The sequence below is a fragment of the Flaviaestuariibacter amylovorans genome, from assembly GCF_039541815.1.
GTDB classification, from domain to species: Bacteria; Bacteroidota; Bacteroidia; order Chitinophagales; family Chitinophagaceae; genus Flavisolibacter; species Flavisolibacter amylovorans.
Map to the genome: position 1 here is coordinate 45,727 of NZ_BAABGY010000015.1, position 19,315 is coordinate 65,041.

At 60.9% G+C, this 19,315-nt stretch carries 19 protein-coding genes; 10 read left to right on the top strand and 9 right to left on the bottom strand.

Features of this window, described 5'->3' with window-relative positions; all coding sequences use genetic code 11:
* Positions 1-27 precede the first annotated feature (27 nt).
* Positions 28-882, bottom strand: coding sequence for an alpha/beta hydrolase family protein (locus ABD937_RS19820; RefSeq protein WP_345257647.1), 855 nt, complete (start codon positions 880-882; stop codon positions 28-30).
* Positions 883-966: 84 nt separating this feature from the next.
* Here ABD937_RS19820 and ABD937_RS19825 point away from each other — a divergent pair, with 84 nt between their 5' ends.
* Positions 967-1,158 carry a hypothetical protein gene (locus ABD937_RS19825; protein WP_345257648.1) on the top strand — a complete coding sequence of 64 codons (192 nt, stop codon included), beginning with the start codon at positions 967-969 and terminating at the stop codon, positions 1,156-1,158.
* 243 nt (positions 1,159-1,401) lie between these two features.
* Here ABD937_RS19825 and ABD937_RS19830 read toward each other — a convergent pair whose 3' ends face one another.
* On the bottom strand, positions 1,402-1,893 hold the full coding sequence (locus ABD937_RS19830; protein ID WP_345257650.1) for a hypothetical protein: 492 nt from the start codon (positions 1,891-1,893) through the stop codon (positions 1,402-1,404).
* Positions 1,894-2,252: 359 nt separating this feature from the next.
* Between ABD937_RS19830 and ABD937_RS19835 the strand changes: the two genes are divergently transcribed.
* Entirely contained in the window at positions 2,253-4,496 is a 2,244-nt protein-coding gene (locus tag ABD937_RS19835) for a DUF2330 domain-containing protein (protein ID WP_345257651.1), read from the top strand.
* 310 nt (positions 4,497-4,806) lie between these two features.
* Here ABD937_RS19835 and ABD937_RS19840 read toward each other — a convergent pair whose 3' ends face one another.
* Positions 4,807-5,202, bottom strand: a complete 396-nt coding sequence (locus ABD937_RS19840) for a response regulator (RefSeq protein WP_345257652.1) — start codon at positions 5,200-5,202, stop codon at positions 4,807-4,809.
* A 236-nt stretch (positions 5,203-5,438) separates the two neighbouring features.
* Complete coding sequence (locus tag ABD937_RS19845; RefSeq protein WP_345257654.1) at positions 5,439-6,635, bottom strand: AI-2E family transporter; 1,197 nt, start codon at positions 6,633-6,635, stop codon at positions 5,439-5,441.
* A 317-nt stretch (positions 6,636-6,952) separates the two neighbouring features.
* On the opposite strand from ABD937_RS19845, the gene ABD937_RS19850 reads away from it, so the two are divergent.
* The 4 genes from ABD937_RS19850 (at position 6,953) to ABD937_RS19865 (ending at position 10,203) form a co-directional block, all read left to right on the top strand.
* A complete protein-coding gene (locus ABD937_RS19850; RefSeq protein ID WP_345257655.1) occupies positions 6,953-7,138 on the top strand; it encodes a hypothetical protein in 186 nt (61 codons plus the stop codon).
* 202 nt (positions 7,139-7,340) lie between these two features.
* Positions 7,341-8,024, top strand: a complete 684-nt coding sequence (locus ABD937_RS19855; RefSeq protein WP_345257656.1) for a DUF4197 domain-containing protein — start codon at positions 7,341-7,343, stop codon at positions 8,022-8,024.
* 414 nt (positions 8,025-8,438) lie between these two features.
* A complete protein-coding gene (locus ABD937_RS19860; RefSeq protein WP_345257658.1) occupies positions 8,439-8,981 on the top strand; it encodes a glycine zipper domain-containing protein in 543 nt (180 codons plus the stop codon).
* Between the two features lie 364 nt (positions 8,982-9,345).
* Entirely contained in the window at positions 9,346-10,203 is an 858-nt protein-coding gene (locus tag ABD937_RS19865) for a phytanoyl-CoA dioxygenase family protein (protein WP_345257659.1), read from the top strand.
* A gap of 202 nt (positions 10,204-10,405) precedes the next feature.
* Here ABD937_RS19865 and ABD937_RS19870 read toward each other — a convergent pair whose 3' ends face one another.
* Positions 10,406-10,972 (bottom strand): alpha-ketoglutarate-dependent dioxygenase AlkB, encoded by a 567-nt coding sequence (locus ABD937_RS19870; protein WP_345257660.1) that lies wholly within the window; start codon positions 10,970-10,972, stop codon positions 10,406-10,408.
* Positions 10,973-11,325: 353 nt separating this feature from the next.
* Between ABD937_RS19870 and ABD937_RS19875 the strand changes: the two genes are divergently transcribed.
* Entirely contained in the window at positions 11,326-11,826 is a 501-nt protein-coding gene (locus tag ABD937_RS19875; RefSeq protein ID WP_345257661.1) for a hypothetical protein, read from the top strand.
* Positions 11,827-11,842: 16 nt separating this feature from the next.
* Here ABD937_RS19875 and ABD937_RS19880 read toward each other — a convergent pair whose 3' ends face one another.
* The 4 genes from ABD937_RS19880 to ABD937_RS19895 all read right to left on the bottom strand — a co-directional run bounded on the left by ABD937_RS19880 (position 11,843) and on the right by ABD937_RS19895 (position 15,767).
* The gene (locus ABD937_RS19880; RefSeq protein WP_345257662.1) at positions 11,843-12,592 is read right to left on the bottom strand and encodes a hypothetical protein; all 750 of its coding nucleotides are present in this window, start codon (positions 12,590-12,592) and stop codon (positions 11,843-11,845) included.
* A gap of 74 nt (positions 12,593-12,666) precedes the next feature.
* Positions 12,667-13,431 (bottom strand): type I methionyl aminopeptidase, encoded by a 765-nt coding sequence (gene map, locus ABD937_RS19885; RefSeq protein WP_345257664.1) that lies wholly within the window; start codon positions 13,429-13,431, stop codon positions 12,667-12,669.
* 546 nt (positions 13,432-13,977) lie between these two features.
* Positions 13,978-14,319: a DMT family transporter gene (locus ABD937_RS19890; protein WP_345257665.1), complete on the bottom strand. Its 342-nt coding sequence runs from the start codon at positions 14,317-14,319 to the stop codon at positions 13,978-13,980.
* Between the two features lie 80 nt (positions 14,320-14,399).
* Positions 14,400-15,767 (bottom strand): glycine-rich domain-containing protein, encoded by a 1,368-nt coding sequence (locus ABD937_RS19895; RefSeq protein ID WP_345257666.1) that lies wholly within the window; start codon positions 15,765-15,767, stop codon positions 14,400-14,402.
* 270 nt (positions 15,768-16,037) lie between these two features.
* Between ABD937_RS19895 and ABD937_RS19900 the strand changes: the two genes are divergently transcribed.
* The 3 genes from ABD937_RS19900 to ABD937_RS19910 all read left to right on the top strand — a co-directional run bounded on the left by ABD937_RS19900 (position 16,038) and on the right by ABD937_RS19910 (position 19,110).
* Positions 16,038-16,439, top strand: coding sequence for a BlaI/MecI/CopY family transcriptional regulator (locus ABD937_RS19900; RefSeq protein WP_345257667.1), 402 nt, complete (start codon positions 16,038-16,040; stop codon positions 16,437-16,439).
* 17 nt (positions 16,440-16,456) lie between these two features.
* Positions 16,457-18,265, top strand: a complete 1,809-nt coding sequence (locus tag ABD937_RS19905) for a M56 family metallopeptidase (RefSeq protein WP_345257668.1) — start codon at positions 16,457-16,459, stop codon at positions 18,263-18,265.
* A gap of 365 nt (positions 18,266-18,630) precedes the next feature.
* Positions 18,631-19,110, top strand: coding sequence for a hypothetical protein (locus ABD937_RS19910; RefSeq protein WP_345257669.1), 480 nt, complete (start codon positions 18,631-18,633; stop codon positions 19,108-19,110).
* Positions 19,111-19,315 lie beyond the last annotated feature (205 nt).

The window sequence follows — 19,315 nt, forward strand, 5'->3', positions numbered from 1 at the left end:
CTCCCCGGCCGTTTTGAATACCTGTATTTATACTGCTTCCGTTATCTTTTTGAAAAAGGCAATCGTGCGTTCTACGACGGCCTGCATGGGTTCGGGAAGCTGGTCGTCGGTCCAGGGATGGCGGCGCCCGAACACGTGATCGGACTCCACCAGGAAGAGCTCCGCGTCGCGCGCGGCATCGCGCAGGGCGTAAGCCGCGCTAACCGGAACCGCTTCATCCCGGGTGCCATGACACAGTAGTAAGGGGATGCGCAGCCGGCTCACCGCGGCCGGGATGTCAAAGCGCTCGCGGTTTCGCTCGAAATCCTCATACAGGCTATAGTAGAGCGGCAGCCGCTGCCCCGTGCGGCTGTTGTTGTAGTAGTCGACGCCGGCCTCCCGCCACTGCTGCATCCGTCCGGGCGGCCAGCTTCCCCAGGGCGTTTTGGCATTGGCCACCGAGGCCCAGGTGGCAACTGCCGCTACGCGCGGCTCGTCGGCCGCCTTCAGCAGCACCACGCCCCCGCCACGGCTATGCCCCAATAGGAAGAGCCGGCGCATGCGGCCACCCAGGAACTCGTTGCGCTCATCCAGGCACCAGTCGACGACGGCCTGCAGGTCTTCCAGCTCGAAGCTGTAGCAGTTGCGGCCGTAGGCTTCGGTGTCGGCAAAGTCTTCGGGCGCCTCCGGCGTGGTGCCGTTGTGCGCCGTATTGAACTTGACGAACCCAAACCCGGAATCGGCAAACTGCTGCGCCACCAGGTCGAAGCGGCCCCAATCCTTGAAACCGTTGAAGCCATGCGTGTAGATCACCAGCGTGTCGGCGGTATCAGGCACAAAAAGATCGGTGGTCATGGGCCGCCCTTCGGAGCCGGTCAACAGGATATTCTTCCGGATGAGCATAACGTGCTTTTGCAGGTGAAGCTAGCACAGCGCCGCGCGCCTTCATCTGTGGCACAGCATTTTCGGTATCATCAGCAAAAAATCATGGCAGACAAGCAATACGAAACCGCGCGCAACAACGAGCAGTCGCCCGCCCCGGGCTTCGCCTCGGTGAATACGTTCAACCCGGACGAGGAAACGCCGCTGGCCCCGCAGACCGACCAGCAGGTGGCCGCCCCGCAAAACCCGGAGGACGCAAGCCCGAAGCCGCGCCCCGATACGAGCCGGGAAGGCTGAGGAATAACGGATATCGAATGACGGATATCGGAAAGAGGGCTGCAGCCGACCGCTACCGCCCTCTTTCCGATTTGGCGCACCCCGGGGGTAATGCTCCTGCCTGCGGATATCCGTATGAACATCAACGCGAGGTGCCATTCAGGTATGTATTCAGGTGTTTGTCGCCAGCATCAGTAATCGCAAGACCCCATTACCATCAGCACTCGCGGCATTACCCCATTAGCACATTACCCCATTAGCACATTACTTCTTCTTCCGCTTCAGGGCTTTGGCCTTCTTCTTCATCTTCCGGAGCTTCTTGCCATCGAGCTTCTGCACGGCGGTTCCGGCAAGCACGCCACCGGCGGTATAGAGGCCTACGGTGAGCAGGCGCTGGAGCAGCTGCCGACGCTTATCCTGTGGCAGCACCACGTCGCCCGCCTTGTCTTCATCGTTCTGAAGGAAAGCAGCCGCCACGCCTGCACCCGCACCCAGCAGGGCGCCCCGGAGCACCGCGTTCTTCCTCCGGCCGATACCGGCAAGCCCGAAGAAAGCGGCACCGGCCAGCAACTCGCCCGCGAGCTGAACGAACAGCTCCGAGGAGGGCGATCCCCCCTTCTTGCTTTGCTTCTTCCACTTCTTCACCAGGGGCAGTGCCCGCGGCATATGACCATCGATGCCGTGCAGGGTTTCCTGCAGCAGGGCCAGGGTCGACACACCGGCCAGGCCTCCTTCAATCACTTTATCCAGCTTCATACGTACAATAGATTAGGGCGTATATCCCTCCAAAGGCGGTGCCACGTCGGTTATTTCTCTATTAAGTTTTGAACCGCGCAGCTTCAGGGAGCTCAGCCCTGACAGGCGCAGGAACGGATGACGGATGCAGGCAAACCCGGCGCATCTCGAGCTAAAAAATGGAAAGCAACCAATTGCGACCCGTGCAGGATGCGTTTGCCAACCATCATTCTTCTTTACCGTGGCGAAATAAGCCAGGAACAAATTCGTTTCCCGGTGAAAGCAGCCCCTGCTTGCAGCGAAGCACCCGCTTTTGCTGCCTGTATCAATGCGGCTTGTGCAAATACACCCTGCGCTTCATCTCTTTTAAAACACCTGCTATGAAACGACTGCCCTCGCTCGATCCCCGCTGGTTCCAGGCCGGCTTCCAGTTGCTGTTTCTCCTGTACGGCCTCTTCTGGCTCGGCTGGCGCATCCCGGCGTTCCACCTGGCGATCTCGATCGGCGGCTGCGGGCTGCTCCAATGGGCCTTCGAAAGCATCCGCCAGCGGCGCCCGATCCCCCTGCGGGGCGCGCAGGGCTTCGGCAGCTGGGGCTTCAGCGTGCTCATCAGCGCCCTCAGCCTCTGCCTGCTCCTGCGCTGCAACAGCCCGCTCACCAGCGCGCTCGCGGCGTTTTGCACCGTCGGCTCCAAGTACGTGTTCCGCGTCCGGGGCCGGCACTTCTTCAACCCCTCGGCCTTCGGCATCGTAGCGGTGCTGCTCTTCAGCGGCGACGCCTGGCTTTCGCCGGCCCAATGGGGCAGCAACGCGGTGCTGTTCTTCTTCCTCCTCACGCTCGGCACCATCGTGGTAACGCGCGTGCAAAAGCTCGACGTGAGCCTTGCCTTTCTCCTCGCCTTCGCGGGCCTCACCGCCTGGCGGCAGCTCGGCGTGCTGGGCTGGCCCGCCGATCACTTCGCCCACACGCTGGCCACCGGCAGCCTGCTGCTCTTTACCTTCTTCATGATCTCCGACCCGCGCAGCACCCCGGCGCACCCGCTGGCCCGCATCGCCTTCGGCATCATCGTGGGCGCGGGCGCCTTCTACCTCTCGGCCTACCGCTGGTGGTACAACACGCCGCTCCTCGTGCTCGTGGCCGCGGCGCCCCTCGTGCCCCTGTTCGACCGGCTATATCCCGCCGCCGGCTTTGAATGGCGGGCAACGGCGCTGCGCTTTCCGGCGGTGGCCTGGCTGCTGCGCCTCCGTATTCCTACGGGGCTGCGCAAAGGCGCCATCGTGCTCATCGGGCTCGGACTCGGGCTGCAGGCGCTCGCTTTCTGCGGCTTTTACGTAAGCAAGGCCGACGGCACCCTCAAGAACAAGACGTCTCAAGTGATCATGGTGCGCGACGGCGAGCGCAACTCCATCACGATGTACAACGACTTCAAGGGCGACTTCAAGGACTTTGCGATGGTGGTACCCGTACCCGTAGTACTACAGAAGAGCGACATCCGCGTGGTGGATCCCGGCATCTTCACGCGGCTCAACGACTACAGCAAGCCGCGGCTCGTGGAGTACTTCGACCAGGATCCCTGCCGGCGGTACGACCTCGAAGAAACGGTGGTCACTTCCATGGGCGTAAGGCGCCGTTCAGCGGACGCAACGAAAAGCACCGGCAGGGTCAAAATTGAAGCGCAGTACGTGGTGGGCGAATACGACATCCTGATCCTGAGCGCGCAGGAATCGGCAGGCCTCCGCACCTGGCTCGACGAGAACGGCTACCACATTCCCGAAGGCGCCGAAGAGGTGCTCGAACCCTATATCAAATCCAACCTGAAGTTCTTCGTGGTGAAGGTGAACGAAAAGGAGCTGAAGAAAATTCAAAACAACTTCCTGCGGCCGATCCAGATCGAGTTCAGCTCCCCGAAGTTCATGCTCCCGATCCGCCTCGGCATGGCCAACGCCGACGGCGACCAGGACCTCCTCGTGTATGCCCTGAGCCGCAAGGGGCGCGTGGAGTGCACCAACTACCGCACCGTGCCGATGCCAACGGGACAAACGATCCCCGAGTTTGTGCAGCAGGATTTCGGACGCTTCTATGCAAAAGCCTTCGAGCGCCGCTGGGAGCGCGAAGGACGCGCGCTGGGCCTGCTCGAATATGCCTGGGACGTGAGCCCGAGCAACTACGTGAAGTGCGACCCCTGCGTGTCGGAGGCGCCCGCAGCGCACGACCTCGTGCAGGCCGGCGTGTGGTGGATCAGCCCGCGGCGCGGCGCCCCGCCGGAAGGCAACGACAACGTGCATTTTACGCGCCTGCACTTCCGCTACAACCGCCGCAGCTTCCCGCAGGACCTCATCTTCCAGGTAACGCCGAACAAGGAACCCTTCCAGGCGCGCTACGTGCTCACGCATCCCGCTAAAGGCCCGTTTCAATGCGCCGATTCCACGAACTACCTGGAGACCGTGCGCAAGCGCCGGGCCGAGGAGCTGAAGCACCTGGGCGAGCTCACCGGCACCTCTTACCGCGACTGGAGCGCCCTCGACAAAACGGATCCGCGCCCGGCACCCGACGCCTCCTATGCCGCGGTCAGTAAGTCTGCCCAACGCCGCAACGGCGGCCTCCTGCGCTGGCTCGGGTGGTGACCCATCCCCCGCCCCAACCTCACCCCCCGGCCCCTCTCCGGGGCAGAGGGGTGACTCAAGTTGAAATGAACTCATTTGACGCTGGCTTTCATTTAGGTTGAATGGTCGTAACAAGCAGGCGCCAAGGCGGCATGCCGTCACGCTACAAAAAAGAGAAACCCCGACATCTCGGATGTCGGGGTTTTATATTGTTGAATCTTCAGCTTTAGTAACGATATCTACTGTAGTTCCGTCCCACAGAGTCACCCCTTCCCTTTGGACAAACGAGCGAAGTGAAGGTTGCGCGCGTAGCGCTGGTCGGGGGGATGGGTCATCCCGCCTTCATCGCATAGGACACGAGGTGACGCACGGTATGGCGCAGCGAGTTGAAATCATAGGGCTTTACCACGAGGTCGGTCTTGTAGGCCGATACGAACACGATCTCGCTCGCGTGGCTGCCGGTGGAGAACATGACCACGGGGATCCCGGAATAGACCGGGTGCTGCTTCAGGAGCTTCAGCGTTTCGCGGCCGTTGAGCACCGGCATGTTGATGTCGAGGATGATGAGGCTCGGGAGGTGAATGGCGTCATCGAGGTAGCGCAGGAGCTCGGCCCCGTTCTCGAGGCTAAGCAGGTCGTAGTCGTCGATGCCGGTGAACGCTTCGCGCAGCAGCAGCACGTCGTCCGGGTCGTCCTCCACGTAAATGATGTATTTACTCGCAGTCATAAGCAGGGGGGCGTTTTTGGTTATCCAAACGCAAGCAGTCGGTTCTGAAAGGGAAAAGGGAGGGGAAAGCAGTAAAGCCGATCGGTGGTAGCAGTTGTTCTCTTGATCTAAGGTACATAAACAATGGCATCCGGCGGCCTGCACGGCGCGGTTAATTATGCCTTTTATGGGTATACGCTTACCGGCGGCGGCGGCCCGAAAAGCCGCGCCCACAAAGTGTTTCCCGTACGCAAAGACTAAAGCTCGCCCTCTTTTCTGCCGGCGCCGTCGTCCTTAGCCTGCCGTTTTTCATCCACCTGCTTAGGGTCGGTGGGCTCGATGTCGTTCTGGCGCTTCAGCGCATCCTGCACCTTCCGGCTCTTCTGGCGCAGGATGGGCAGGCGCATCGGGCTCTGGCGGGGCCGCTCGTCGCCCAGCAGCACGCCCCACTGCCGCAGGCTCTCGCTGCGGTCGAACACGATCTTGAGTACGGCGATGATGGGTAACGAGAGGAACATGCCCGAGATGCCCGCCAGCGCGCCCGCGAGGATCACGCCCACGATGGTAGCCAGCGCGTTGATACGCACCTTGGAGCCCACGATGCGCGGCATCAGGATGTTGTTGTCGAGGAACTGCACGAAGGCGATGGTGCCGAGCACCGCAAGGATCGGCCAGAGCTCCTGGGACGAGGAAAGCGTGATGAGCACACCGATCAGGTTGCCGATGAGCGCGCCCACATAGGGAATGAGGTTGAGCAGCGCGAAGATGGCACCGATGAGGATGGCGTGCTTGATGCCGATCACGAGCAGGATGCCCCCGAGCAGCACCGTGATGTAGGCGATCTGGATGAGCAGCCCGCCGAGGTAACTCTTGATGATGATCTCCGATTCGCGCACGGCCTCTTCCACCTTGGCGTGATCGGGCTTCGGGAACCAGAGGAAAATAAAGCGGATGAGCAGATTCTTGTAATACAGCAGCAGGAAGATATAGATCGGCAGCAGGCCCACGAATACCAGGATGCCGGTGATCGACGAAGCGGCTCCCTGGGCCCATCCGGTGGCGACGTTCATCAGCTTCTCGTTCTGGTCGGTGATCAGCGCCGTTTGCTTGGCGGTGGAGTACCCGAAGCGCTCGCTGATCCACTGGCTGAACGTATTGAGGTGGAGCCGCACGTTCTGCTTGATCACCGGGAAGTCGGACATCAGGTTGGTGAGCTGTGCCGAGAAGAACCAGACGAGGAGGCCGACGGCGATGATGAGCGCCAACAGGCTGAGGCCGATGGCCAGCATGTCGGGGAGCTTGCGGCGGCGCAGCCAGCGGTAGAGCGGCAGCAGCATGATGGCCAGGAAAAACGCCAGGATGAGGGGCGCCAGGATATCCTGCCCGGCAATGATGATCATTCCCAGGAAATAAAGCCCAATGAGCTCGATGGCCCGGCGGACGGTTAACGGCATAGCTTCCACGATTTTGTTCTGCATAAAGATAAAAAGCAGGCCACGGAGAGATGGAGTTTGTAGTTTGAAGTTTAAAGTTTGAAGTTAGGTCGCTTAAAGCAGCGTGTGCTTTTCAGGTTTGTACCTCCGGTCTTTTAGCGTTGCCGGACCTACCAATCTTCTTCTGAAAGCAAAAGCTGCTTCGCTTTACCTATAGCAACAACCTGGAAGGAAAGCTCCGCCTGAAGAACTTCAAACATCGAACGCCAAACTTCAAACTGTTCCGCTGCGCGGAACCGCGGCACACGGATTGAATAGATGCCGCAAATTGATTTCCCATGAAGAAGATCCTCCTGGGCGCACTCGTTTGTGCTGCCGTGGCCGGCGTGGTGGCCTATGCCATCAACCCCGAGAAAATGAACGAAACCCTCGGCGACCTGAAGAAAAAGGCCGAAGACCTGCTGGGCAAGGCCTCCGAAACACTCGACGACCTCCGCACCGAGGCCGGCAGCCAGATGGGCTAAGGGCCCCGCAACCGCCGTTACCGGATCGCCTGCAGCCCGCGCTGTCAGGCTTTCCGGCCGGCCGTGCGCCTGTACTAACGGCTACGCCTCCACGCACCCGCCGGTGCGGACAGGTATTGATTTTAACAAACCGACAGAAAACCCGGGGGCCTTTTTCCCGTCTTTTGATCGACCGTACCCGGTCGCTTAAAACCTCAAACACATGAAAAAACTTTTCCTTCCGCTCCTTGCCCTCCTGATGCTGCCCTTCGCCTGGTCGTGCAGCTCCTCGCGCCTGGCCAACTATACCCTTACCGAGCAGGATGCCGCCGACGCCATCCGCCAGCTCCTGCAGTTCGGCACCGAGGGCGGCGTCCGGGGTAATGCCTTCGCCAAGCAGAACATCATCAATACCGTGTTTCCCGAGCAGGTGGCCAAGGTCCTCAACACCGCCAACGACCTCGGCCTTTCGAAAGACCTCGATAAGTTCACCACAACGCTCAGCACTGCTGCTACCGCCTCGGTGGAGCGCTCCGTGCCTGTATTTGCTGGTGCCATCACGGGTATGCGCCTCAGCGATGCCATGTCCCTCGTAAAAGGCGGCGGCTCCTCGGCTACCGAGTACCTCAAGAGCCAGACCTCCAGCCAGCTCCTGACGGCGCTGCGCCCGGTGATGGAGACCGCACTCGCCGAGTATAAGCTCAACACCATGTGGGACGACCTCACGAAGCCGATCAAGAACACCGGCCTCGGCAGCCGCCTTAACCTCGACCTCTCCAACCTGATGGCCATTGCCGTACGCGACGCCATGTTCCGGAAGATGGCCGAGAAAGAAGCAGAGATCCGCAACAACGCTTCCGCCCGTACCACGCCGCTGCTGCAGCGTGTCTTCGGCCGCAGCTGGTAAGGAGAGCGTCTATTTGTCTACTTGTGATTAGTAATGGGTCGTTTTGGGACGGGCCTTACTTCCGGAAAAGGGTGGCTGCGAAGCGACCCTTTTCTCTTTTGGTAATGAGGACGCACTGCCGGGAGCCAGGCAAAACCTCGTGAACTCCGTGGGTTAAGGACGGAAAAGATCAGGATATTGCCAGGCGGGTAAATGAGTCGCCACGGCCGGGTTTGCAAACGTGCGACTGTAGAGCAACCGGGGAGCCGGATTGGGGAACGAGCGTTAAAAAACTGTTTATCTAAAGCGTTGAAAATCATAATGTCCAATAGCAAGCTCAACATTTTCTATGCATTTGCGCGACTCTGGCATGCTTTTGTATTATGGAGGGGTAACAGAGCAACCTTCGTGTTTCACCTGATAAAACGTAATGCTATGAAAAAGCTACTTTCCGCAATCGCACTCGTATCGGTGATGGCCGCCTGTAACACGACGCCGGCCCCGACTACGACCACGACCACAACGACAACGACCCTGCCGGATACGGCCGGTCTTGCCCAATACCAGGCCTGGAAGGCTCAGAATGAGCTGATGGCCACCCAGAACATGATGAATGGCAACCAGGCCATGATGAACCCCGGCGTCGCCGCTCCGCAGGCCTATGCGCCTACTACGAGCACCAGCACCCGCCGCTCCACGAGCAGCGCCCGCCGTTCGAGCAGCCGCTCTTATTCCGGTGGCTCCTCCTCGGGTGGCACGATGAACTCGAGCTCCTCGAACACCGCTTCCGCTCCTGCTAAGCGGGGCTGGAGCAAGGCTGCTAAAGGCGCCGTGATCGGTGGTGTAGCCGGTGCTGCCGGTGGTGCCATCATCAACAAGAAGAACCGTGCTGCCGGTGCCGTGATCGGTGGTATTCTGGGTGCCGGTGCCGGTTACGGTATCGGACGCGCAGGCGATAAACGAGATGGCCGCTATTAAGCGTCTAATATATTGAAGAACACCCTGGACGGGCCCTGGTTTTTACCGGGGCCCTTTTTTGACCTCACCCCCGGCCCCTCTCCGGGGGTGAGGGGTGACTCTGCGGGACGGCACTACGGTAGCTGTCATTCCTAAAGCGGAAGATTCATCATTATAAAGCCCCGACATCGAAGATATCGGGGCTTCTCCTTTTAATCGCGCGACAGCATGCTGCCCAGGTGCCTGGTTTACTGCGACTCTTCGAGCAAATTGAAAGCGACATAGATAAGTTCACTTCAACTTGAGTCACCCCTCTCCCCCGGAGAGGGGCCGGGGGAGAGGTCTCGGCACCAAGGTTGCGGGAAGAAACGGAAACGACATGCCTATGGAATCTCCACTGCCGGTGGTGCAACCCCAGCAAAAGCTAGCGCACCACTACGATGTAGCGACCATTATGGGCGGGCTCTACGGCGAGGGCATGATCGCGCTCAAAGGCGCCTTCTCCCGCGCATGGGCGGCCCGGCTGCACGAGGATGTGCTCGCGGCTTATGAAAACGCCCTGAAACGCCCCGGCGGTACGGTGGGCCGCGGACCCAAACGCCATTACGTAGAAATACACCCCGAGGACATCCGCGGCTTCCTTGACCTCGTATCGCATCCCTGGGTAGTGGCCGTTTGTGAAGCCGTGCTTGGCCCGGAATACAAGGTAGTGGAGATCGGCTTCGACGTGCCCAACCCCGGCGCCGTGCACCAACCCTGGCACCGCGACTTCCCCGCGCCACCCGACACCATCGAGGGACGCCGCCTCAACTCGCTTGCCTTCAACCTCACGACCGTGGACGTAACCGACGAGATGGGCCCTTTCGAGATCGCGCCGGGCACGCAGTGGGACCTACCCGATGGCTTCGAGCACGGCATGTTCCCGCCAAAGGAGCTGTACCCGCGCTACGAGCAGCGCGCGTCGCGCCGGATGCCGCAAATGGGCGACATCTCCGCCCGCTCGGCCCTCACCATTCACCGCGGCACGGCCAACAACTCCAACAAGGCCCGCCCCGCCCTCGTACTCGGAGTGGACGCGCCCGGGGCCATCAACGCGGAGCGCCACGACCTGCAGGTTACCCGCCCCTATTACGACAGCCTCCCCGAGGCCGTGCGCCGGCACCTCACCTGCCGCATCGTGGAAACGCTGGAGCCCATCGTACAAGCCCATACCATCGAAGGACTGATGATGGGGGAAGCATGAAGAATGTGCTGATGTGCTAATGGGGTAATGTGCTAATGGTTATCCCAATGTTGAGATGCTCCGCCTGAAAGGGCGGCCACTGGGTTTGCACACTACGATGTACCCTGAATGTGTATTGTTTAATAGGCCGCCCGATGTTGGAAGGACTGTTCAAAGGGAAGCGACCCCAATCAGCACATCAGCACATTAACCCATTAGCACATTACTTCAGCGTGCGCAGCGTGATCGAATACCGCGTTTGCTTCACCGCGGCGATGCTGTGCTGCCATTCGGAGCGGGCGGAACCATCCATGACGTAGAGCGAGCGCCGGCGCACGGTGAGGCTGCGGGTGGCGGCGCGCACCTGCAGGGCTTTCTCGTAGGGCCGGAGGCGGAAGGTGCAGTCGGTGCCGAGCGAGATGCCCGCAATGAGCCCGAAAGGCGGCGCGTCGCGGTGCCAATTGATGACGGCGCCCGGCGGATACTCGGTCACCAGTAGTTCTACGAGGGCCTCCGGAGCCTTGCCAATCCGCCGGGCCACCTGGGCCACGAGTGGATGAAACGGCTCAGGGATGTCGGCACCCCGCTTCAGGCGTCCCTCCTCGAAGCTGTAGTCGTAGCCATAGGAGGCGATCCGCCGCTTCGCCTCGTATCCCTGGAAGGTGAAGGTCTGCAGGGGAAGGGCACGCACAACCTCAAGCAGCTTGGCCTCTTCGGCAGCGCTGATAAAGCCTTCTTCATACACGAAGCCCTCGGGATATTCCGGATCAACAGGAAATAGCGTGAGCATACCGGTGGAGGAAGCAAAAGCATGCCATCCCGGCCAGGCCGGTTCATCGGTCCCTTCGTACGCGATCGTGTAATCGGCCGAATAGCGGTCGATGGCGGCAGCGATGCCTGCGTAGCCACGGTCGAGGTGAGAGATAGGGAGCCTGCGGCGCTCGCCCCATCCGGTTTCCAGCAGCAGATAAAAAGAGGCGATCGTGCCGTTCCGCGCTTCGAATAAGCAAATGCGCCGCAGTGCAGACGGAGCAACTGTGCAGGAATAATGTCGGACACATGACGATGGATTGGCAATTCATCTGCTTTGGCAAAGTGCAGCTGCCAGTGCGGAATAGTTTTGCTTCCGTTAAACGACAATCTATGATGAACCGCATCTTCCGCTTTACCTACCTGCCCTTTCTCATCGTAATGGGCCTCGTGGTCGGTGGCGCCCTCTACCAGACGATCTCGATCGTGCCCTTCTGGGAAAAAGACATTACGATGTTCAGGAACTACGGCCACTGGGGCATCAACTACTTCCCGATCCTGAGCCCGCTGATGAGCGTGCTGTGGCTGGTGCTCGTGGTCACCGGCATCAAGGCCGACGTGCCCAACAAGAAGCTGTTCTACACCGCGAACCTGTTCTTTCTCCTGATCATGGGCAGCACCTTCCTGTACTTCGCGCCCTTCCTCCTCACCCACATGGGCCATCCGCAAACGCAACTCTCCGACGGGGAGCTCGCCTCCATGCTCCACACCTGGGCGCGCTGGGACCTCGTGCGCCAGCTCACCGGCCTCATCCCCTTCGGCATCTTCATCTACACCTATCACCGGATCGGAGCCGTTGCTGCGCGGCCGCAGATCCAATGGGCAAGACCGTAATTCTACGGACCCGCGCCTATTCCACCACGAACGTTACCGACCGGCTCAACACCTGCTCAGAGGCACCGGTGGCCGTCATCCGGCACAGGAAGTGCAGCACGTGTTCCCCCTTGGCAAGCGTGGTCGTGTCAAAATGCACGGTGCCCATATTGTCGGGGGTCAGCGTGTCGATGATGTTCGCCTTGCTGAGCGGAGCTTCCACATCGTGCACGAGGAACCACTCGTGCGGGCGGGCGCTGCTCCAGGCGGTGGGCGCCAGCGCTACCTTGAAAGACTCGCCCGGGCCCACCTTCCAACGCGCAGCCGCGGCCATCGTGCTCCAGGTATTATAGGGCAGCAGCTTGTTGTTGAGGAGGATGCACACGAAATTGTTCTTCACATACAACCGCAGGAGGTCCACGTCGGAAGCGGTGCGTACCGGCAAGGCCTTCAGCTCGCGGAACGCGTCTGCGTTGATCAGGTCGTTGCCCACGAACAGCCCCTCATAGGGGGCATAGAAAGCCGCCAGCTCCTCCGGCGCGATCTTTCCGCCCTGCTTCAGCCGGCCTTTGAAGACCTGCGCCACGCTGTCCAGCACCAGGCTCCGGTCATAGAGGTCGCGTCCGGTGTCCGTGATCCTTGAATAGTTCGACAAGGTATTGTCGAGGTACTTCATCTGGGCACTATATACGGTTGCGGCGATGGGGGTATCGTAATCGAAGGGCAGCTTCTCCTCCGACCGGCAGGCGGCGATAAAGGGCAGCAGCAGGAATGCTCTGAATTTCATAAACCAGGTTTTGGAAGAGAAGGACCGACCGTATTCCTACGGATTTGTGCATTGAAGGGCCCGGAGGGTGCCGCTCAGCCCCAGATCCCGTTCTTTTCCGTAAGGATGATCGGGGCTGCATCGGTGACCAGGATGGTATGTTCGTGCTGCGCCATGAAGCCGCCGCGGTTGCCTACCATCGTCCATCCGTCGCCCAGCGTTTCGGCATAGGTGGATGCGGTGGCGATGAAGGTTTCGATGGCCACCACCGTATTTTTCCGGAAGCGTGCGAAGTTGGTGCGGTCGCGGTAGTTGGCGATCTCGGCCGGCTCTTCGTGGAGCTGCCTGCCGATGCCGTGTCCCGTAAGGTTACGGATCACCTTGTAGCCGCGCTTCTTTGCCTCGGTTTCCATGAGGTGTCCCACGTCGGCGATGCGCACCCCGCCGCGGATGGCGCCGATGGCCTGCTGCAGGATCGCCCTGGATGCGTCGATGAGTGGCCCGTGCCCGTGCAGGTCGCTGCCCAGCACAAAGGAGCCTCCATTGTCGGACCAGAACCCATCGAGCTCCGCCGATACGTCGATGTTGATCAGGTCGCCCTCCTTCAGGATCCGGGCAGCGGAGGGAATGCCGTGGCAGAATTCCTGGTTGACGCTGATGCAGGCGCAGCCCGGGAACCGGTAGGCGAGCGCAGGCGCGGAGCGCGCTCCAAAGCCGGCGAGCAGCCGCGCGCCATAGTCGTCGAGCTCCTTGGTGCTCATGCCCGGGCGGGCGTAGGCGCTCATTTCTTTCAGGGTAAGGGCAACGGCCTCGCTGGCCTTTTTCATACCGATCAGCTCGGCTTCTTTGGTGATGGACATGGGGAAAAAGTTGGAAGTGGCTCCTGAATCAGGGGCTCCGGGATCAATGCGGAGGCGCCGGTCACATACACCGGAATCAGCGCCGGAACACGCGCTTCAGCATCCGTGCGGTGCCGCTTATCACGATGAAGGCGATAAGCGCAATAATTGCCAGCTCGGTCACTGAATAGGGCGCCATGGTGATTCTTTTTTTTGAAGATAGCAAAAAACGGGCAACGTATCCGCCCTTGTGGCCCTGCGCCGCCCGCAGCGCAACCGGGAAGCGATCGGCAGCCCTGTGGCCCGGATCGAAGGCCCTTTCTGCCTTGCATTCCTCCCTCCCCTCAGAAGCTGTTTGACTTATTCGATCAGGGCTCATCGGACCGCGCAAGCGCAGGAGCGGGGCTGATGCCCCTGTCACGACGGCACGACGGCACTCCCGAAGCTTTGGGAGGCACGACGAAAAGTAGAACGAACAGATTGTTTTCCTACGTCGCGCCGTTGCGCCGTTGCGCATCGAGGCCGCCTGCGGCCGACCTTTTTACCCTTTCCTATTGATCGTTTAACTCAAACATCCCTCCCTCCGTGCGACACTGCCTTCAGCCCGATGATGGAGCCGATGAGCGTGGACAGGAAGAAGATCCGCCAGAAGTGCGCGGGATCCTTGAATACCAGTATTCCTACAAGCGCAGTGCCTACCGCTCCGATGCCCGTCCATACGGCGTAGGCCGTCCCGATCGGCAGTGTTTGCGCCGCCTTTACGAGGCCGAGCATGCTGATCGTGAGCGAAACGAGAAAGCCGGCGTACCACCAGTACACAGCAGTGCCCGTAGCTTCCTTGGCCTTGCCAAGGCAGGAGGCAAAGGCCACTTCAAACAGGCCGGCGATGATCAATATGATCCAGTTCATGCAGTAGACTTTGCACGAAGGTCGGGGGGGAACCATCCGCCGCCGTAAAAAAAGAAGAACGGTATCCGGACCAACAGGCGTTAGTCGCCGCCTCCGCAGCCGCCGCAGCCACCACCACAGGACGAACCGCACGAAGAGCCGCACGAAGAGCCACAGCCGCCCACCATCGTGGCGGAGTGCCGGTCTACGAACTGCACGAGCGGCAGGAAGGAGACCGAGAGGACGGCGGTGCCGAAGAGGAAGTAGCGCCACTGCCAATCGCTGACACCTTCTGCGTATTCAGTGCGCGGCCGCGCGTGGTATAGCTGCGGGATTGTGACCGTACTGCACAGGCGCGGTAGCCGGAGCAGGTAGAAGATCGTGAACGCCAGGAGCAATACCAGCACCAGGCCCAGCTGCTCCACCGGCAGCTCGCGGGAGATGCCTGTGGCAAGCCTTAAGACGCCCCACAGCAGCAGGAGCGCCAGCACCCCGAAGTTGGTAAAGAACAGGGCGGCAAACTCCCCCGAGCGGGCTACGTGCTTGCGGAAGGCGCTCATCGAATGGGCTATATTCCAGAATACGGGCTTCTGCTGGAGCTCGCGCTGGTAGGGCGCATAAAAGGAACTGCCCCTTTCCCGCAGCGTACGGAGCGCCTGTTCCTGTTCCGGCGTGCTACCACTCCCCTCGGCTGCCCGCACCGTCCGGTCGTCGTTGATGATCACCCCGCCGCGGTCTACCAACTCGCCTACGGTGCCCGCAACGACGGCGGAGAGCTTTCGCCGCTTCAGGTAGACGAGCTCCTCGATATGGAGATGAAAAACGAAGGCGTCGGGATGAAAGCCGGCTACCAGGCGGCGGAGGCGATACCGGTTCCACAGCTCAAGGCCGCCCGCAGCGGCGATTGCCGCTACCAGGTAGTACTCCAGGAAACCCGGGTTACCGATCTCCTCGTAGACGGGACGGAGCAGGGAGAAGAGCGGGAAGGCCAGCAGCACCAGTAGAACTACAAGGATCGGGAGTAGCGCGCGGATCGGGAAGCGCGCCTTACTGAGGTGAAGCGGCGCGAGCATGTCGGGGTACTCCCAGATCACGGCCGGCTGCGGACCAAAAACCTCCGTGTACCGCTGCGTGGTGTATTCCCTTGCCTTCCGGAAGCGCAGGGCATCCTGACGGCTGTGGGTGGAGGGCACGTGCTGGATGGGCTTGCCCAGGAGTGCGCAGAACTGCTGGTAGGAGGAAGTGTAAATCAGGTGCTGGTGCCAAACGGCATCCACGATCTCCGACGGCGAAACCATCGAGTCGGACGTAGCTGCCAGGTACATGAACTTTCTATACTCGAGTAGCGCGCGTTCGGTGAAGGCTTTGCTCCAGCATTGCTCCTGGGCGAGGCGCAAGGAGAAGGTGTACTCGCCCGCAGGCTCGTCAAAATTGAATGATAAGAGGTCGTTCCATAATCGTGTATCCATAGTTTTTTCAGGAACGCCGGGCCGCGGGGGCCGCAGCCCTGCGTTTACGATCTAAAGTTCGCTGATCCCGCGCCAATATGGGCCTGCGGCCATATTAACATTATATGAATTCGGGCGCAGGAACGGGCGCATCCGCACCGCACCCCGGTCATGGATGAGCCGGCTCCGCTCATAATCCCCGCTCCACCGTTCCGCCCCCGGATGGAGCCGTCCGGCACTAAAATCCAACGTAGAAGACAAAACGTACGAATTTTTTCCTAGGTTTACAACATGAAAGAAAAGTCCACTTCCAACCGCGGTACGGAGCCTACCAAATCGGAGCTCGAGATCCTGCAGGTACTGTGGCAGCACGGCCCTTCCACGGTGCGCTTCGTGAACGACACGCTCAACGAGGAAAAGCGCGAGGTGCAGTACAGCTCCACGCTGAAGCTGATGCAGATCATGCACGACAAAGGCCTCCTGCTCCGCGACGACAGCTCGATGAAGCACGTGTACCGGCCCGCCGTGGAAGAGCAGAAAACGAAGAGCCAGCTGCTCGACCGCATGATCGACACCATGTTCAACGGCTCGCGCAGCAACCTCGTGCTGCAGCTGCTGGGCAACAAGAAAACATCGAAGAAGGAGCTGCAGGAGATCAAGGAATTCCTGCGCAAGCTCGATGAAGGCAAATAACCCGTAATGCGATCATCATGAACACACCGTTTCTGTCGGACACCCTGCTCCGCGCGCTGCTCTGGACGCTTGTGTACTCACTGCCGCTCGGCCTGCTGGCCGCAGCCCTTGCGGGCGCCGTGGTGGCCGCCACGCGCAGCCGCCCGCCGGCCCTGCGCTACAATGCCCTGCTCGCCGTAGGCGCCTCGTTCCTGCTTGCCACCGCAGCCGTGTTCCTGTATTACTACGGCAGCCCTGAATCGGGCCCCGCAACCGAAGCACCCGTGCAGCCGCTTGCAGCGGCCTATGAAGGACCCGCCGCCGGGCCGTCTTTTTACAGCTCCTGGGCAGCTTCCACGGCGGCCTTCATCGACCGGAACGCCGCACTGCTGCTGGGGGCCTGGGCGCTCCTGTTTGCCCTCCGCGCGTTTCGCTTGGCCTATGATTACCGGTCGCTGCACGTCCTCCGCAGCCGGGCGCTGGCGCCCGTGGCGCCGCAGTGGGAGGCGCGCCTGGAGGAGCTTTGCGGCCGCATCGGGCTGCGTGGCCCTGTTCCGCTGTTCGAGTCGGGACTCGCGCGGGTGCCGATGATCGTGGGCTACCTGAAGCCCGTGCTGCTGGTGCCGGCCGGCTTCTTCAGCGGGCTGCCGTCCGAGAGCGTGGAGGCCATCCTGCTGCACGAGCTCGCGCACCTGCGCCGCCGCGACCACCTCGTAAACGGGTTGCAGCATGCCGCCGAGCTGCTCTTCTTCTTCAACCCCGCGGTGCTGTGGCTCTCGCGCCTCCTGCGCACCGAGCGCGAGCACTGCTGCGACGACCTCGCCGTGCAGCATTCCGGCAACACCCGCAGCTACATCAACGCCCTCGTGGCCTTCCAGGAACACCACGCCACGCCGCTCGGGGCACTCGCTTTCGCCGACCGCGACATGCCCCTCCTCGACCGTATCAAACGCCTTATTCATCATCAAAACAAAACATTGAACACCATGGAAAAGACCACGCTCCTCGCCGGCCTCCTGGCCATCACGCTCGTTGGCAGCGCCTTCTACCAGCAACAGCAGCCCGATCCGAAACCCGCAGCGGCAATCGTGACCGACACGGTACCCATCGCTCCCCCGCTCGCACCCGGCGGAGCCGACACCAGCGGCAAGCGCACCGGGCAAATACAGTACAGCGATGGTAACAAGACCTACCGTTTCGAGATGAAGGAAGACAAGCTGACCGGGCTCTCGATCGACGGAACGCAGGTTCCGGCCGACAAGCTCAGTGGCTACGAGTCGCTCTTCCGCAAAGTGCTGACCGATTCGCGCAAGGCGGAGGCGGAGGCCAGCAGACACCGCCGGCGCGCCATCGATCTGGAGAAAGAAGCCGACCGCATGCGGGTGAAGGCCGAGGAAATGCGAACAAAGGCCGCGGAGCTGAAGCAGCAGGTGGTTGACCTCCACGCCGATGCCGCTACCCTCGAAAAAGAGCGCAGGGAGCACGACGCTACCCGTGCGGAGCACGAGCGGACGATGGCCGATCATGCACGCACAGCGAAGGAGCATGAGGCCATGATGCGCGAGCACCAGAAGACGGTGGAGGTGCACGAGCTGCGCAACAAAGAGCACCAGCGCCTTGCCAAAGAGCACGAGGCCATGGCGCGCATCCACGAGCGCGAGGCCCAGGTGCACCGCACGGTACACGACAAGATGGTTGCGGAAGGCCTCATCAAGGAAGGGAAGACCACCTCCATCTCCTTCGACGACGATAAGCTGATCATCAATGGCGTGACGCAACCGGCCGAAGTGGCGGCGCGCTACCGCAAGCTCATTGCAGAGGAAAAAGCACGGCTCGGACTGAAGTAATACGGATCATCGCAACGACCCAAAAAAGCGCGGCCAACAGGCTGCGCTTTTCTTTTGGACGGAATCGGTGCCCGCTTCGGCTCTGTATTCATTCGACCAGCTGCCTGCAGCAATAGCCGTTGCCTGCGGCAGGCACACCTGCGTCTTTCGAATAAGAAAAGCAGGGTTACGGTTTTAATGACGTACCTTACAGGTATTCACTCAAAGCTCCCTCCCGCCGCGCTTTCCCTTCTTCAACGGCACCTCTTCAACGGCAGCTTTCCCTGGATACCATTACTGAAAGAACAAAGACCGGCGGCACCCCCGACAAGGGCAGCCCTCCCTGTTCACCTGCCCCCCACCGGACATCCGTAAACGAATACATTATGAAACATACAATCTACACGGCCCTCTTTTTCCTCCTCGTACTGATCTCCCTCCCCGCGGGTGCGCAGGTGTATAAGACGGCCGCCGACACGGTAAAGCTGAACAAGGAGCTCACCGACGTGAACAACGACATCGCCAGTCTTACAGCGAAGCTTACGATCGCACAGAACAACCTGCCGGGTTACCGGGGCAAGGCTGAGAAGGCCGATGGCAGCGCCCACGACGCCGCGGCCCATAGCAGCGTGCAGGCCGATAAAGCCGCCACCGGCAACGACATCAAGGACGCGAAGCAGGCAAGACGTGATTCCCGGAAAGCCTACCGCGAGGCGAAGCGTGCACGCTCTGCCAACGAGAACGTAGGCGAGCAGGACAATAAGATCGCTTCGCTGAAAGGCCAGCTGGCCCGGAAGCAGGAGCGCCTGCTGCAACTGACGGCCATGCGCGACGCTATCTATGCGCAGCTCCCTGCCGTGCAGTGACCGAAGCCCTCACCCGCGCAAAAAGCCCCGGCCCTGCCGGGGCTTTTTGCGTAAGGAGCCGCTCCCCCGTGCATCCGGCGGAAAGCAGGACCGCGGCCACCGGCACAGCAGCGCACCTGTAAAAGGAGGACGCGATTCGCTTTATCCATTCAGGAGTGTACCCCGGAGAATGTCCCTGCTAACGGCGCCGGGGAGCGTCCGAAAC

Excerpts from the sequence above, each read along its gene's own strand:
- ABD937_RS19870 (WP_345257660.1), bottom strand. The coding sequence starts at position 10,972 with ATGCTCACGCTATTTCCTGTTGATCCGGAATATCCCGAGGGCTTCGTG.
- ABD937_RS19900 (WP_345257667.1), top strand. The coding sequence starts at position 16,038 with ATGAAAGAAAAGTCCACTTCCAACCGCGGTACGGAGCCTACCAAATCG.
- map (WP_345257664.1), bottom strand. The coding sequence starts at position 13,431 with ATGTCCATCACCAAAGAAGCCGAGCTGATCGGTATGAAAAAGGCCAGC.
- ABD937_RS19830 (WP_345257650.1), bottom strand. The coding sequence starts at position 1,893 with ATGAAGCTGGATAAAGTGATTGAAGGAGGCCTGGCCGGTGTGTCGACC.
- ABD937_RS19875 (WP_345257661.1), top strand. The coding sequence starts at position 11,326 with ATGATGAACCGCATCTTCCGCTTTACCTACCTGCCCTTTCTCATCGTA.
- ABD937_RS19890 (WP_345257665.1), bottom strand. The coding sequence starts at position 14,319 with ATGAACTGGATCATATTGATCATCGCCGGCCTGTTTGAAGTGGCCTTT.
- ABD937_RS19840 (WP_345257652.1), bottom strand. The coding sequence starts at position 5,202 with ATGACTGCGAGTAAATACATCATTTACGTGGAGGACGACCCGGACGAC.
- ABD937_RS19905 (WP_345257668.1), top strand. The coding sequence starts at position 16,457 with ATGAACACACCGTTTCTGTCGGACACCCTGCTCCGCGCGCTGCTCTGG.
- ABD937_RS19820 (WP_345257647.1), bottom strand. The coding sequence starts at position 882 with ATGCTCATCCGGAAGAATATCCTGTTGACCGGCTCCGAAGGGCGGCCC.
- ABD937_RS19845 (WP_345257654.1), bottom strand. The coding sequence starts at position 6,635 with ATGCCGTTAACCGTCCGCCGGGCCATCGAGCTCATTGGGCTTTATTTC.
- ABD937_RS19825 (WP_345257648.1), top strand. The coding sequence starts at position 967 with ATGGCAGACAAGCAATACGAAACCGCGCGCAACAACGAGCAGTCGCCC.
- ABD937_RS19865 (WP_345257659.1), top strand. The coding sequence starts at position 9,346 with ATGGAATCTCCACTGCCGGTGGTGCAACCCCAGCAAAAGCTAGCGCAC.
- ABD937_RS19835 (WP_345257651.1), top strand. The coding sequence starts at position 2,253 with ATGAAACGACTGCCCTCGCTCGATCCCCGCTGGTTCCAGGCCGGCTTC.
- ABD937_RS19880 (WP_345257662.1), bottom strand. The coding sequence starts at position 12,592 with ATGAAATTCAGAGCATTCCTGCTGCTGCCCTTTATCGCCGCCTGCCGG.
- ABD937_RS19895 (WP_345257666.1), bottom strand. The coding sequence starts at position 15,767 with ATGGATACACGATTATGGAACGACCTCTTATCATTCAATTTTGACGAG.
- ABD937_RS19850 (WP_345257655.1), top strand. The coding sequence starts at position 6,953 with ATGAAGAAGATCCTCCTGGGCGCACTCGTTTGTGCTGCCGTGGCCGGC.
- ABD937_RS19855 (WP_345257656.1), top strand. The coding sequence starts at position 7,341 with ATGAAAAAACTTTTCCTTCCGCTCCTTGCCCTCCTGATGCTGCCCTTC.
- ABD937_RS19860 (WP_345257658.1), top strand. The coding sequence starts at position 8,439 with ATGAAAAAGCTACTTTCCGCAATCGCACTCGTATCGGTGATGGCCGCC.
- ABD937_RS19910 (WP_345257669.1), top strand. The coding sequence starts at position 18,631 with ATGAAACATACAATCTACACGGCCCTCTTTTTCCTCCTCGTACTGATC.